The sequence below is a fragment of the Rathayibacter sp. PhB127 genome, assembly GCF_003751665.1.
Lineage (GTDB): Bacteria > Actinomycetota > Actinomycetes > Actinomycetales > Microbacteriaceae > Rathayibacter > Rathayibacter festucae.
The window spans coordinates 1,920,196-1,932,877 of record NZ_RKHW01000001.1 but is presented as its reverse complement, the minus strand read 5'-3'; the positions used below and the strand labels follow the sequence as shown (position 1 = coordinate 1,932,877).

Below are 12,682 nucleotides of genomic sequence, written 5' to 3'. Positions count from 1 at the left end.
AAAACCGACCAGCACTAGGGAAATGCGGCGGGCCCGTCGCGAGTGCGCCCCTACCATGGGAGCCATGTCCGACGCCCTGCCCGAAGCCGCAGCCGAGAACCCCTCCTCCCTCCCGGCACGGCGGCGGACCCTCGTGGTCAAGATGGGCTCGAGCTCGGTGACCAAGCAGTCCGGACCGGACCCCGTGCTCCTGGCCAGCGCCCTCGAGAGCGCGTTCGGTGCGCGCGCACTCGGCTGGGACGTCGTCCTCGTCTCCTCCGGCGCCGTCTCCTCCGGCCGCGCGCTCTTCGCCCGCTCGCAGGACGCGCCGATCAGCCCGCGCCTCGCCGCCGCCGTCGGCCAGACCGTCCTGATGGGCTTCTACCGCTCGGTGGCCGAGCTCTCCGGCTCGCTCGTCGCGCAGATCCTGATCGGCGAGTCCGACCTCGCGTCGCCGCGGCAGATGGCGCACGTCGCGGAGGCCATCCGGCACGCGCTCGACGCGGGTGTCGTGCCGATCGTCAACGGCAACGACACCATCGACTCCGCCGGCTCCGACAACGACGGCGTCGCCGGCGGCCTCGCGATGCTCCTCGGCGCGGATCTGCTGCTGCTGCTCACCGACGTCCCCGGTGTCTTCGCCGGCAGCATCGCCGAGGGCGTGCACCTCGAGGAGCTGGGCATCACGGAGCTGCGCGGCATTGGGGTGCAGAAGGGCGGGACGGGCCGCGGCGGCATCCGCTCGAAGCTCAAGGCTGCCGAGCTCGCCGCGCACAACGGCGTCTCGACGCGCATCGCCGGCGCCCGCACTCCCGAGGTCATCCTCGGCGCCATCGACGGCCCCGGCCCCGGCACCCTCGTCCGCGCCGTCCACGCGCACCCCGCGGTGGAGCAGCGCTGGATCTCGGGCGTCGCGACCTCGCGCGGCCGGGTCGAGATCAACCTCGAGGCCGAGCGCAGCATCGCCTCCGGCTCGAGCCTGTTCGCGTCCGGCATCAAGCGGGTCTCCGGCGACTTCGTCGGCGGCGACGTGATCGAGGTCCGCGCCCTCAGCGGTGAACTGCTGGCGCGCGGGGTGTCGCGGGTGTCCTCGCGCCTGCTCACACTGGTCCGGGCTCTGCGGGTGGACGAGATCGCCCGGGTGTTCGTCGCCGTCCTCGCGCACGCCGCCGACGCCGATCCCGCCGCGATCACCTCCGACGGCGACCGCCCGCAGCTGACCCGTGCCCTGGAGTACGCGCGCGCCCTCTCCTTCGAGCACGGCAGGGCGGTCGCGATGGAGATCGTCTCGCTCTTCCCCGCCGAGAGCATCGCCGCGCTGGTCGGCCAGGGTGCCGCCGTCGAGGAGCTCGTCGAGCGGTACACCCGCCTCGTCCGGACCCTCGCGATCGTCGGCAACGAGCAGCTGGCCGTCTTCAGCGACTGACGGCGCCCCAGGGGCCGAGGTGGCCCGAATGGACGAATCGCGCCACGGAAAACGAATCGTGCCAGATAGCGGCACGATTCGTGCCAGCACTGTGCGCATCACGTCATCGATCGTGGCGAGCGTCGCCTCCCGTGCTGATCTATCTCCCACACGAACGGCGCCCACTAGGCGCCCCCGACGGATCGGATCAGCATGAGTGCAGCAGCAATCGCCACCGCGACCCTCACGACCCCCACCACCCGCCACCCCTTCGACGGCCCCATCTCACGGGAGCACTACCAGTCGGACCGGCTGGCCCGTCGCCTCGAGCTGATCGAGAAGACGATCGCCGACTGCGAGCGGGCCCTGCGCGGCGGCACCGACCCGCGCACCGGCACCGTCGTCCCGCCCGCGCGCGGCGCCCACCGCGACCAGCTCCTCAGCAACCTCGCGATCGAGCTCTCGCTCGCCGACCGCCTCCGCGGCGCCCTGGGCCTGCACCGCTGACCTCCCGGTCCGCAGCTCCGATCCCCGGGTCCGCACCCCCGACGCAGCCCGATGGGGCACGATGAGGCCATGGTCACCATCACCGTCGCCGGGATCGCCCAGCACTTCCACCCCGCTGAGCGCGGCACCGTCCGCCTCGAGATCCGCCGCGAGTCGCGCTCGCGCTCCCAGGCGCTGAACGAGGTGACCGCCCTCCACGCTCGCGTGCGCGAGGAGGCCCGCGCCGAGCAGGCCTCCGGCGCGGCGACCTGGTGGTCGGCCGACCAGGTCTCGGTCTCGACCATCCAGCGGTACCTCAAGGACTCCGACGTCACCGAGCAGTTCCACGTCGCCGCCGCGAGTGTCCGGGTGAAGTACCGCGACTTCGACGCCCTCGGGCGCTGGGTCGCCTCCGTCTCGGAGGCGCCCGGCATCACCGTCGCCGGGGTCGACTGGGACGTCACCGCCGCCCGGCGCGCGAGCGCCGAGCGCGAGGTGCGGGTGGCCGCGGTCCGCGACGCCCGCGAGCGCGCCGCCGCCTACGCCTCCGCCCTCGGCCTGGGGGAGCCCCGGGTGCTCACCCTCTTCGAGCCCGGGCTGCGCCCGCACACCCGGATCGAGGGCGGCTCGGCCGTGATGAGCCGCGCGATGGCCTTCAAGGGCCAGGAGGAGCTCGCGCTCAAGCCCGAGGACATCGAGGTCTCGGCCTCGGTCTCCGCCGACTTCGAGGCGAGCTGAGCGGAGCGGTGGGCGCACGGCGCTCGCCGCCGGGAATAGCCGGGACGCGTCCGACGCTGGAGCAGGCATGGTCTCGCGCATCGGCTTCCTCTCCTTCGGCCACTACCAGTCCGTCGAGGGGTCGCTGACGCACACCGCGCGCGACGTCCTCCTGCAGACCATCGAGCTCGCGGAGGCGGCCGAGGAGATCGGCATCGACGGCGCGTACGTCCGCGTCCACCACTTCGCGCCGCAGCTGGCGTCGCCGTTCCCGCTCCTGGCCGCGATCGCCGCCCGCACCAGGCGGATCGAGATCGGCACCGGCGTCATCGACATGCGCTACGAGAACCCGCTCTACATGGCGGAGGAGGCGGCCGCGACCGACCTCATCTCCGGCGGCAGGCTCGAGCTCGGCGTGAGCCGAGGATCGCCGGAGACGGCTCTCCGCGGCTCCGAGGCGTTCGGCTACGTCCCCTCGCAGGGCACTTCCGACGCCGACCTCGCCCGCCGCAAGGTGCAGCTCTTCCGCGAGGCGCTCTCGGGCGCCGCCGTCGCCGAGACCGACCCCGCGCGCACCGGGATGTCGAGCCCGCTCGCGATCGAGCCGCGCTCGCCGGGTCTCGAGGACCGCATCTGGTGGGGTGCGGGCAGCTTCGCGACCGCCCGCTGGGCGGCCGAACAGGGCATGAACCTGCAGTCCTCCACGCTCCTGCTCGAGGAGGAGGGCATCCCCTTCGACGAGCTGCAGGCGCGGCAGATCCGCGAGTACCGCTCGGCGTGGGCGGAGGCCGGCTGGGAGCGCACCCCGCGCGTCTCCGTGTCGCGCAGCGTCCTGCCGATCACGACCGACCTCGACCGCCTCTACTTCGGCGGCCGCGGCGAGCGCGATCAGGTCGCCTCCCTCGAGGGCGTCCGCGCCCGCTTCGGCCGCAGCTATACCGGCGAGCCCGACCGACTCGCCGAGGAGCTCGCCGCCGACGTCGCCGTCCAGGAGGCGGACACCCTCCTGCTCACCGTCCCCAACCAGCTCGGCGTCGAGTACAACGCGCGCCTGCTGCAGACCGTCGCCGAGTCGATCGCCCCGGCCCTCGGCTGGTCACCCGCCGGAGTCCTCGCCGCCTGACCCGCCCCTGCTGGTCGACCAGCCCGGGAGGGGCGTATCGAGCGGCGAAGCCGCTTCGCGTCTCGGTGGTGAGGGAGAGGGACGCGGCTGCGCCGCGTCATGCTGGTCGATGAGCCCCGCCAGGGGCGTATCGAGACCCGCCGTCACCAGCAGGGCGGGTCTGCAGACTCAGGTGCAGACGGTGGTAGATCTCGATACGCCCGCTCCGCGGGCTACTCGATCAGCATGGAGGTCTTCGGGTCGTCAAGTGCCGCCGTCACGATGAGCCGTCGGTGTCCTTCGTGCGGCCCAGGGTGGGAAGCGTCAGAAGATCCGGCGCCGGTACCCCGCCGCGGAGGATGTCCTCGAGCAGCAGAAGTGCTCGATCCGTCAGTTCGTCGCCCGGGTAGAAGGCGCGGTGCAGCTCCTCCGCCTCCTGCCAGCACGTCCTCGGCAGGAGTCAGACGCGCATCGACGTCATCGGTGAGTCGCCGGTCACCGAACCAGAACGCGATCGCGGCACCGCCGACGATCCGGATCCCGGCAGGCCGCTGTGACCGAGCGAGGATCTCGACCACATCGGACAGCCCCTCGACGATGTCCTCGCGGCTCAACTGGTCCATCAGGCGCTCACCAGCGTCTCGGCCTCGATGAGGACGTTGCGCCGGGCGAACTCCTCCGGTACCCGCGAGGCGTCCACCCGGGTCCGGATTCCGCCGGTCGGCGGCTGCCACGGCGCCGCCAGGAAGCGCGACGGGTCGTCGATCCACTCGGCGTGAGGGAGTCCCGCTTCGTCGAGGCGGTACGCGGCGACGGCGGCCAGCGCTGCTCCCCAGCCGGGCTCGGCGAAGGGAGGGGGCTCGGCGAGGGTCAGACCGACTCGGAGCGCGCCGTGCACCTCGGCGAGGTTGTCGGCGAGCTGGATGAGCTGCCGGTACGCGGTCCTGATGTTGTCTGCGTCCAGCGCCTCCGAGATGATCGCGCCGATCGTCGCTGCGTCCTTGCGCACGGTCGGCACGAGAACGATCGAGTGCTGGGTGCGGGAGAGCAGCCGCTCCAGCAGGTCGACCGACGGCTGCCGCCGATCGTTCTCGATCCGGGACAGCGTGGCCTCGGCGACATCGGAGGATGCGGAGAGCTCCCGCTGAGACAGGCGCGCACCCCAGCGGGCGGAGCGCAGGAGCCGGGCTGCGGTCATCTCGACCTCCAAGTTGACGGATACGTCAATCTTAGCGGGTACAGGTCCACACTGGCTTCTCGCTTCCATGCTGGTCGAGTAACCCCGCAGGGGCGTATCGAGACCCGCGCTTTGCAGGACGGTGGATCTCGAGACGCCTGCTGCGCGAGCTACTCGATCAGCATGCTTCGCCTCAGCGCTAGTTCCGTTCCCGGCACGAATCGGCGATGTTCAGCTCGCGGAGAGCTCGATGCGGACGTCGTCGAGTCCGTCGGAGGAGACGAGCAGCGTGATCGGCCCCGGGCCGGTCGGACGGACGACGGCGAGCGCGCGGCCGTCGAACGTCGTCCGCGAGGTGGCGTCGAAGCGCTCGGTGGTCGCCGGCGCCCCGCTGCCGAAGCCCGCGAGTACGCCCGCGCCCTCGACGCCGACGGAGACGACGCGGTCGGCCCCGGTGAACAGCACTCCCGCCGCGTCGCGCAGCTCGATCGCCATATACGCGAGGTCCGTGTCGTCCGCGCGCAGCGACGTCCGGTCCGCCGTCGCGGTCAGCACCGCAGGTCCGGACGCCGACACGAGCGAGCTGCGCCCCGTCTCGCTCCCGGACCGGTACGCGACTGCCGTCAGCGTGCCCGGCCGGTACACCGTCTCGATCGAGGCGAGCATCGGCCGAACCGCCCCGACGGCCGAGCGCCCCACCTCGACGCCGTCGAGCAGCAGCGCCACCTCGTCCGCGTCCGCCGCCACCTCGACGGTGACGGGGGAGCCCTCGAAGCCGGGCCAGGTCCACGAGTCGACCGAGTCGCTCCACGCCCACGGCGACTGCATCGTCACCGTCTGCCCGTGCCGCTCCGGCCGGACGACCGCGATCGCCGGCACCGAGCGCAGCCCGAAGACGATCTCGCGGTAGTAGGAGGCGGGCCGCCGCCACCCGGTGATGTCCAGGTCGCCGCACCACGCCGTCAGATACGGGTACTCGCGCTCCAGTGCGCCGTTCGCGGCCGGGTCCTCCGCGTAGGAGGTGGCGCCGATGCCGACCTCGCCGAGGTAGTCCCAGCCGGTCCAGGTGAAGTCGCCGATCACGTTCGGGTTCGCCAGCACCTTCGGCCACAGCTCGCCGATCTGCGACGGGAACGTCTCCGACCCGACGATCACGCGCTGCGGGAACAGCTCCGCGTCGCTCGCGTAGCGCCCGTCGGCGTAGTTCAGCCCGAGCACGTCGACCGCCGCGCTCGACTCCGCCGTACGACGGGTGACGGCGTCGGAGGAGCCGATCGCCGCCATCATCCCGGCGCCGGCCTCGCCCATCAGCTCGTTCAGCCCCTGCTCCGAGGCCAGGATGCTGTCGAGCTCGTCGAGCACCGCCAGCGTCGGGTTGACGCCGTTCGTGACGGGCCGCGTGGGGTCGAGCGAGCGCACGTGCTCCGCGAGATCGCGGGCCAGCACCGCGCCGTGCGGGGTGCCGACCTCGACGATCTCGTTGCCGATCGAGTAGAGGATCACGCTGGGGTGGTTGTAGTCCTTCGCGACCAGCGACTCCAGGTCGGCCCGCCACCACTGCGCGAAGTCGAGCGAGTGGTCGTGGTGGGTCTTGCCGCGGACCCACATGTCGAAGGCCTCGTCCATCACGAGCATGCCGAGGCGGTCGCAGGCGTCGAGCATCGACGGCGAGGCGGGGTTGTGCGCCATGCGGATCGCATTGAAGCCGGCCTCCTTGAGCAGCTGGATCCGGCGCTCCTCCGCCCGGGCGATCGAGGCGGCGCCCAGCACGCCGTTGTCGCTGTGGATGCAGGCGCCGCGCAGCAGCACGGTCTCGCCGTTGATCCGCAGACCCTTCCGCGGGTCGACGGTGACGGTCCGGATGCCGTGCACGGTGACGACGTCGTCACCGACGCCGATGCTCGTGCGGGCGCTGTGCAGGGCGGGGGAGTCCACGCTCCAGAGGGCCGGCTCCTGCACGTAGAGGCGCTGGCGCACGAGGGCGGTGCGGCCGGGGGCGACGGTGACCGGTGTCGTCGCGCTCTCCACCACGTCGCCGGCCGGCCCGGTGAGCTCGGTCGACACCGAGAGCGACGACGTCGTGAGCCCGCGGTTGACGATGCTCGTCGCGACCTCGACGACGGCCTGGTCGTCCTCCACTCGCACGGTCGTGATCCGCACGCCGTCCGGCTCGATGTGCACGGGCTCGTCGACGTGCAGCAGCACCGGCCGGTGCAGCCCGGCGCCGGCGTACCAGCGCGAGTCCTGCCCCGAGCGGACCTCGATCCGCAGCGTGTTCGTCTCGCCGAAGCGGAGGAACGGGGTCAGCTCCACGAAGAAGCGCGCGAAGCCGTCGGCGCGGTTCCCCGCGAACTCGTCGTTGAGGAACACCATCGCGTGCCGGTAGGCGCCCTGCACCTCGAGCCGCACTACCTTGCCCGCCCACTCCGCCGGCACCTCGAACGTCGTGACGTAGCTGTAGGCACCGCCCGGGTAGTAGGCGGTCCCGCCCTGGGAGACGGCCTCCGGCGAGCGCTCGGCATCGCGGAGCGCGTCGTGCGGCAGCGTCACCGCGACGGAGTCGTCGACCCCGCCCTGCACGGCGGCGAACGGCCCGCGCGGCGCCCGGACGATCCAGCCGGCGGTGAAGGAGGTGGTCGTCATGGTGCGTCCGTTCGATCGAGGTCGTCCGGCACGACGCCGGGCGAGAGGTGAGACCCGTGCTTCCGATCTAGGAAACTGTTTCATTCGGTTTCTCACCCGGCGAGAGCCTAGGAGCGAGGCTGGCGAAGGTCAAGGAATCTGACCTTCAATGCATCTCTTCGCACTGGTGGTCGTCGGGATTGTGCGGTGCACTTCCCTTGCGTTATCGATAGACTTCGTCTCATGACCGAGCAGGAGTTGAAGTCCGTCGCCGAGGTCGCGCGAGAGCGCGGCGTCAGTGCGGCGCGCATCCGGCAGCTCATCGCCGAGGGGCGCATCCGGGCGGAGAAGGTCGGAGGCGTGCATGTCATCAGGGGTGATCAGAATGTCCCGGCCCCGCGTGTGTCCCGCCCACTCGGCGACCGGATGGCGTGGGGACTCGTCGCCACGCTCTCGGGTGCTGTGGACCCGGCTCTGACGAGGTCCGAGCGGAGTCGCATCACCCGGATGATCCAGCGACTCGAGAGCGCGGAGGATCCCGTGGCGGTGACGCGCTCGTGGACCGCGAAGCTTCTGCCGCCGGAGTCCCTGGAGCTTCCCACAGGTCTCGTCGAGCAGCTGCGGGGGGAGCGGGAGGTCCTTCCCGTAGGTGCATCGGATCCTCGAGCGGGCCTGCGTGACGCCAGCCGCCTCGAGATCCTCGTCTCCACCCGATTGAAGGCTCGGCTCCGAGGAGAGGACGCCGCAGCCGGCCCGTCAGCGACGTCCGTGATCCTGCATCACGTCCCCGATGAGCGGTGGCCGTCCGTCAGCGAGGAGCCGGTGCCGATCGGGCTGAGCATCGCCGCGCTCGCGCGAAGGACCGACCGGACGACGGCGCTCGCCGCGCGCCGCCTCCTGAGGCGTGCCCTCCCCTCCCACGAGGCGGTCATGGCCGAGGTCGAGGCGGATCGTCGCGACCGTGATCGGTCACTGCGTCGTGAGACCACTCGCTCCGTCCAGCTCCACCGCGCCGCGCTGGAGCTCCTCGACCGCTCTCCGGACTTCCGTCCTCGGGCGTAAGCGCGGCTCGAGCAACTGCGAGGCAAGGTCCGCGGGGATGCGCACCAGTGGCTGGACGAGTGGGCAGAGCTGCTCCGCAGTCCGCTCTCCACGCAGATCGAGGCCCTGCTCGTGGAGACGGAGCACGCCCACGACCTGCGCTCCGTGTCACCGCTCGCCGGACTGATCCCCGACGAGGAGCGATCGGCGCTGCTCGAGGCGAGCGCGTGAACCACGCCGATCGCTCTCGTTTCGAGCGTGGGCAGGGCCTTCTCGACCTCTGACCGCATCTCTCGCGCTTACGGCTGATCGAACCGCCGCCACCAACGAGAAGAACCCCCCGATCTCCGTGAGATCGAGAGGTTCTGCCGGTGTCCGAGGGGGGACTTGAACCCCCACGCCCTATACGGGCACTAGCACCTCAAGCTAGCGCGTCTGCCATTTCCGCCACCCGGACGAGTGTTGTTTCCGGCCTGCGTTTCCGCGGCCGAAGAAGACATTAGCACGGTTCGAACGCCTCGGATGACACCGGGGGAGAGGGGTGCCGCGAGCCCGCCCGCTAGCGTGGGGGCATGACGTCCTCCGACAGCGCCGCCGCCCCCTCCGAGTCGGATCTCGACGAGACCGCGATCATCGCGCGGGACCTCATCCGCTTCGACACCAGCAACTACGGCGACGGGAAGGCCGAGCCCGAGCGCGAGGCCGCCGAGTACGTGGCCGCCCGTCTGCGCGATCTCGGCCTCGAGCCCGAGCTGATCGACTCGGATCCCGGCCGCACCAGCGTCGTCGCCCGGGTCGCGGGCGAGGACCGCGAGCGCGGCGCCCTCGTCGTGCACGGGCACCTCGACGTCGTCCCGGCCATCGCGGACAACTGGAGTGTCGACCCCTTCGGCGGCGTCATCAAGGACGGCATGCTCTGGGGCCGCGGCGCGGTCGACATGAAGAACATGGACGCGATGATCCTCGCCTCCCTCGGCGACATCCTCGGCAGCGGCCGGAAGCCCTCCCGCGACCTCGTCATCGCCTTCTTCGCCGACGAGGAGGCGGGCGGCGTCCGCGGCTCCGGCCACCTCGTCAAGACCCGGCCCGAGCTGTTCGCCGGCGCGACCGAGGCGATCAGCGAGGTCGGCGGCTACTCGATCGAGCTCGGCGGCAAGCGCGCCTATCTCGTGCAGACCGGCGAGAAGGCGCTGCTCTGGCTGACGCTGCGCGCCCGCGGCACGGCCGGCCACGGCTCGCAGATCAACGGCGAGAACGCCGTGACCCGCCTCGCCCAGGCGATCGCCCGCATCGGCAGCGAGGAGTGGCCCACCCGCCTCACCGACACCACCCGCGAGCTGCTCGGCGAGGTCGCCCGCATCCTCGGCCACGACCCGCAGCGCAGCACCCCGGAGGAGCTCGCGCTCGCCACCGGCACCGCCTCGCGCTTCATCGCGGCGACGCTGCGCACCACGGCGAACCCGTCGATGCTCTCCGCCGGCTACAAGGCCAACGTCATCCCGGACACCGCGGAGGCGACCATCGACGTCCGCGTGCTCCCCGGCGAGGAGGACGCCGTCCTCGAGCGCCTGAAGGTCCTCGCGGGCGAGCACGTTGAGATCCTGGTCCAGCACCGCGACATCGGACTCGAGGTGCCCTTCGCCGGTCCGCTCGTGGAGAGCATGGCGGCCTCGCTCCGCCGCTTCGACCCCGAGGCGGAGGTGCTGCCGTACCTCCTGTCCGGGGGCACCGACAACAAGGCTCTCTCGACGATCGGGATCACCGGCTACGGCTTCGCGCCCCTGCAGCTGCCGGGCGCGCTCGACTTCCCGGCACTGTTCCACGGGGTCGATGAGCGGGTTCCGCTCGACGCACTAGTGTTTGGCAGGAAGGTCCTGACCGATCTCCTCCTGCGATCCTGATGGTCAGATCGACGACCACCACCGACCGCCTGCTGGCCGACGACGCCCCAGCCCTCCTCGAAAGTGACGCATGGGCCTGCTCGAAGCGCTGATCCTGGGACTCGTCCAGGGTCTGACCGAATTCCTCCCCATCTCCTCCAGCGCCCACCTCCGGATCGTGAGCGAGCTGCTCCCCGGACTGGACGGCAAGGACACCGGAGCGGCGTTCACCGCCATCACGCAGCTGGGCACCGAGACCGCGGTCATCATCTACTTCTGGCGCGACATCGTGAAGATCGTGTCGAGCTGGTGCCGCTCGCTGGTCGGCAAGGTGCCGCGCAGCGACGCGAACGCCCGGATGGGCTGGCTGATCATCATCGGCAGCCTCCCGATCATCGTGCTCGGCCTGCTCTTCCAGGACCAGATCGAGACCACCCTCCGCTCGCTCTGGGTCGTCGCCACCACGCTCATCGTCTTCGGCATCCTGCTCGGCGTCGCCGACGCCGTGGGCGCGAAGAAGCGCCGGCTGCGCGACCTGAACGGCCGCGACGGCCTCATCTTCGGTGGCGCGCAGGCGCTCGCCCTCGTCCCCGGCGTCTCGCGCTCCGGCGGCACGATCACGGCCGGCCTCTTCATGGGCTACGAGCGCAAGGCCGCCGCGCGCTACTCCTTCCTGCTCGCGATCCCCGCGGTGTTCGGCAGCGGGCTCTACCAGCTGTACAAGAGCATCAGCGACCCCGAGATCCTGCCCAACCAGATCCAGGTCGGCGGGCTCGAGACCCTCGTCGCGACGATCGTGGCCTTCGTCGTCGGCTTCGTCGTGATCGCCTTCTTCATGAGCTACATCTCGCGCCGCAGCTTCCTGCCGTTCGTGATCTACCGCATCGTCCTCGGCGTCGTCCTCATGGTCGCGCTGAGCACGGGCCTCCTCGCCGCGTAGATGCGCACCTGGAACGCGCCGGTCGTCCCGGCCCTGCCCAGTCGCGGACCCGTGCCGGCCGTGCACGACACCGCCACGGGCGAGCCCGTCGAGCTCGTCGCCGCGGACGGCACCGCGCGCCTCTACGTCTGCGGCATCACGCCGTACGACGCGACGCACCTCGGCCACGCCTCGACCTACCTCGCCTTCGACACGGTGCAGCGGCTCTGGCGAGACGCGGGGTACTCGGTGCTCTATGCGCAGAACGTGACCGACGTCGACGACCCGCTGCTCGAGCGGGCGACGCGGGACGGAGTCGACTGGCGCGACCTCGCCGAGGAGCAGGTCGAGCTGTTCCGCGGCGACATGACCGCGCTGCGGATCCTGCCGCCGGACCACTACGACGGGGTCACCGAGACGATCGCGCCGATCGCGGAGGCGGTCGCCCGCCTCGAGAGCGCCGGGATCGCCTACCGCGTCGCCACTCCCGAGGCCGCCGTCGACGGTGGCGAGGACCTCTACTACGACATCGCCGCCGGTGAGAGCGACGTCTGGCGCCTCGGCAGCGAGAGCAACCTGGACGCCGCGACGATGGCGGACCTCTTCGCGCAGCGCGGCGGGGACCCCGACCGCGCCGGCAAGCGCGACCCGCTCGACCCGCTGCTCTGGCGCGCCGAGCGCGCGGGCGAGCCCGCCTGGGACGCGGCCGTCGGCCGGGGCCGGCCGGGCTGGCACATCGAGTGCTCGGTGATCGCGCTCGACCGCCTCGGCCCGGAGTTCACCCTGCAGGGCGGCGGGAGCGACCTCGTCTTCCCGCACCACGAGTTCAGCGCCGCGCACGCCGCCTCGCTGTCCGGCCGACCGCTCGCCCGCGCCTACGCGCACGCCGGCATGGTCGCGTACCAGGGCGAGAAGATGAGCAAGTCGCTCGGCAACCTCGTCCTCGTGTCACGGCTGCGGGCGCAGGGGACGGATCCGCGCGCGATCCGCCTGGCGCTGCTGGCGCACCACTACCGCTCCGACTGGGAGTGGCTGCCCGAGGACCTGCCCGCCGCCGAGGAGCGCCTCGCGCGGTGGGAGGCGTCGCTCGCCGCGACCGGGCCGGCGTCGGCCGCGGACGTGCTCGAGCGCCTGCGGGCCGTGCTCGCGGTGGACCTCGACACCCCGGGCGCCCTCGCTGTGCTCGACGCGGCGACGGCCGGCGGCGTCGACGACCCCGACCTCCTGCGCGACGCGATCGACGCGCTGCTCGGCGTCCGCCTGGGCTGAGCCTTCGGCCCGCCGGATCTCGATACGCCCGCTGCGCGGGCTACTCGATCAGCATGAAGCGGATCCGTGCCACCCATGCTGGTCG

At 71.7% G+C, this 12,682-nt stretch carries 10 protein-coding genes and 1 tRNA gene; 8 read left to right on the top strand and 3 right to left on the bottom strand.

Annotated features, from left to right (window positions below):
- The first annotated feature begins 64 nt into the window (after window positions 1-64).
- The 4 genes from proB to EDF22_RS09285 all read left to right on the top strand — a co-directional run bounded on the left by proB (window position 65) and on the right by EDF22_RS09285 (window position 3,710).
- The gene (proB, locus tag EDF22_RS09300) at window positions 65-1,405 is read left to right on the top strand and encodes a glutamate 5-kinase (protein ID WP_166674093.1); all 1,341 of its coding nucleotides are present in this window, start codon (window positions 65-67) and stop codon (window positions 1,403-1,405) included.
- A gap of 192 nt (window positions 1,406-1,597) precedes the next feature.
- The gene (locus EDF22_RS09295) at window positions 1,598-1,891 is read left to right on the top strand and encodes a hypothetical protein (protein WP_123704236.1); all 294 of its coding nucleotides are present in this window, start codon (window positions 1,598-1,600) and stop codon (window positions 1,889-1,891) included.
- Window positions 1,892-1,960: 69 nt separating this feature from the next.
- Window positions 1,961-2,608, top strand: a complete 648-nt coding sequence (locus EDF22_RS09290) for an SIMPL domain-containing protein (RefSeq protein ID WP_166674092.1) — start codon at window positions 1,961-1,963, stop codon at window positions 2,606-2,608.
- Between the two features lie 67 nt (window positions 2,609-2,675).
- Window positions 2,676-3,710, top strand: coding sequence for an LLM class flavin-dependent oxidoreductase (locus EDF22_RS09285; RefSeq protein ID WP_123704233.1), 1,035 nt, complete (start codon window positions 2,676-2,678; stop codon window positions 3,708-3,710).
- Window positions 3,711-4,311: 601 nt separating this feature from the next.
- Here the strand turns inward: EDF22_RS09285 and EDF22_RS09280 are convergent.
- Window positions 4,312-4,887: a helix-turn-helix domain-containing protein gene (locus EDF22_RS09280; protein WP_185038840.1), complete on the bottom strand. Its 576-nt coding sequence runs from the start codon at window positions 4,885-4,887 to the stop codon at window positions 4,312-4,314.
- Window positions 4,888-5,097: 210 nt separating this feature from the next.
- Window positions 5,098-7,509 carry a glycoside hydrolase family 2 TIM barrel-domain containing protein gene (locus EDF22_RS09275; RefSeq protein WP_123704229.1) on the bottom strand — a complete coding sequence of 804 codons (2,412 nt, stop codon included), beginning with the start codon at window positions 7,507-7,509 and terminating at the stop codon, window positions 5,098-5,100.
- A 222-nt stretch (window positions 7,510-7,731) separates the two neighbouring features.
- Between EDF22_RS09275 and EDF22_RS09270 the strand changes: the two genes are divergently transcribed.
- The gene (locus tag EDF22_RS09270) at window positions 7,732-8,550 is read left to right on the top strand and encodes a helix-turn-helix domain-containing protein (protein ID WP_123704227.1); all 819 of its coding nucleotides are present in this window, start codon (window positions 7,732-7,734) and stop codon (window positions 8,548-8,550) included.
- A 351-nt stretch (window positions 8,551-8,901) separates the two neighbouring features.
- Here EDF22_RS09270 and EDF22_RS09265 read toward each other — a convergent pair.
- Window positions 8,902-8,986 (bottom strand) — tRNA-Leu (locus tag EDF22_RS09265).
- 115 nt (window positions 8,987-9,101) lie between these two features.
- Here EDF22_RS09265 and EDF22_RS09260 point away from each other — a divergent pair.
- The 3 genes from EDF22_RS09260 to mshC all read left to right on the top strand — a co-directional run bounded on the left by EDF22_RS09260 (window position 9,102) and on the right by mshC (window position 12,597).
- Window positions 9,102-10,430 (top strand): M20/M25/M40 family metallo-hydrolase, encoded by a 1,329-nt coding sequence (locus tag EDF22_RS09260; protein ID WP_123704225.1) that lies wholly within the window; start codon window positions 9,102-9,104, stop codon window positions 10,428-10,430.
- 70 nt (window positions 10,431-10,500) lie between these two features.
- On the top strand, window positions 10,501-11,349 hold the full coding sequence (locus EDF22_RS09255; protein ID WP_123704223.1) for an undecaprenyl-diphosphate phosphatase: 849 nt from the start codon (window positions 10,501-10,503) through the stop codon (window positions 11,347-11,349).
- Complete coding sequence (mshC, locus tag EDF22_RS09250; RefSeq protein WP_123704221.1) at window positions 11,350-12,597, top strand: cysteine--1-D-myo-inosityl 2-amino-2-deoxy-alpha-D-glucopyranoside ligase; 1,248 nt, start codon at window positions 11,350-11,352, stop codon at window positions 12,595-12,597.
- Window positions 12,598-12,682: the final 85 nt, after the last annotated feature.

What these genes read in the sequence shown, in the direction of transcription:
- proB (WP_166674093.1), top strand. Translation starts at nt 65, where the DNA reads ATGTCCGACGCCCTGCCCGAAGCCGCAGCCGAGAACCCCTCCTCCCTC.
- EDF22_RS09295 (WP_123704236.1), top strand. Translation starts at nt 1,598, where the DNA reads ATGAGTGCAGCAGCAATCGCCACCGCGACCCTCACGACCCCCACCACC.
- EDF22_RS09290 (WP_166674092.1), top strand. Translation starts at nt 1,961, where the DNA reads ATGGTCACCATCACCGTCGCCGGGATCGCCCAGCACTTCCACCCCGCT.
- EDF22_RS09285 (WP_123704233.1), top strand. Translation starts at nt 2,676, where the DNA reads ATGGTCTCGCGCATCGGCTTCCTCTCCTTCGGCCACTACCAGTCCGTC.
- EDF22_RS09280 (WP_185038840.1), bottom strand. Translation starts at nt 4,887, where the DNA reads ATGACCGCAGCCCGGCTCCTGCGCTCCGCCCGCTGGGGTGCGCGCCTG.
- EDF22_RS09275 (WP_123704229.1), bottom strand. Translation starts at nt 7,509, where the DNA reads ATGACGACCACCTCCTTCACCGCCGGCTGGATCGTCCGGGCGCCGCGC.
- EDF22_RS09270 (WP_123704227.1), top strand. Translation starts at nt 7,732, where the DNA reads ATGACCGAGCAGGAGTTGAAGTCCGTCGCCGAGGTCGCGCGAGAGCGC.
- EDF22_RS09260 (WP_123704225.1), top strand. Translation starts at nt 9,102, where the DNA reads ATGACGTCCTCCGACAGCGCCGCCGCCCCCTCCGAGTCGGATCTCGAC.
- EDF22_RS09255 (WP_123704223.1), top strand. Translation starts at nt 10,501, where the DNA reads ATGGGCCTGCTCGAAGCGCTGATCCTGGGACTCGTCCAGGGTCTGACC.
- mshC (WP_123704221.1), top strand. Translation starts at nt 11,350, where the DNA reads ATGCGCACCTGGAACGCGCCGGTCGTCCCGGCCCTGCCCAGTCGCGGA.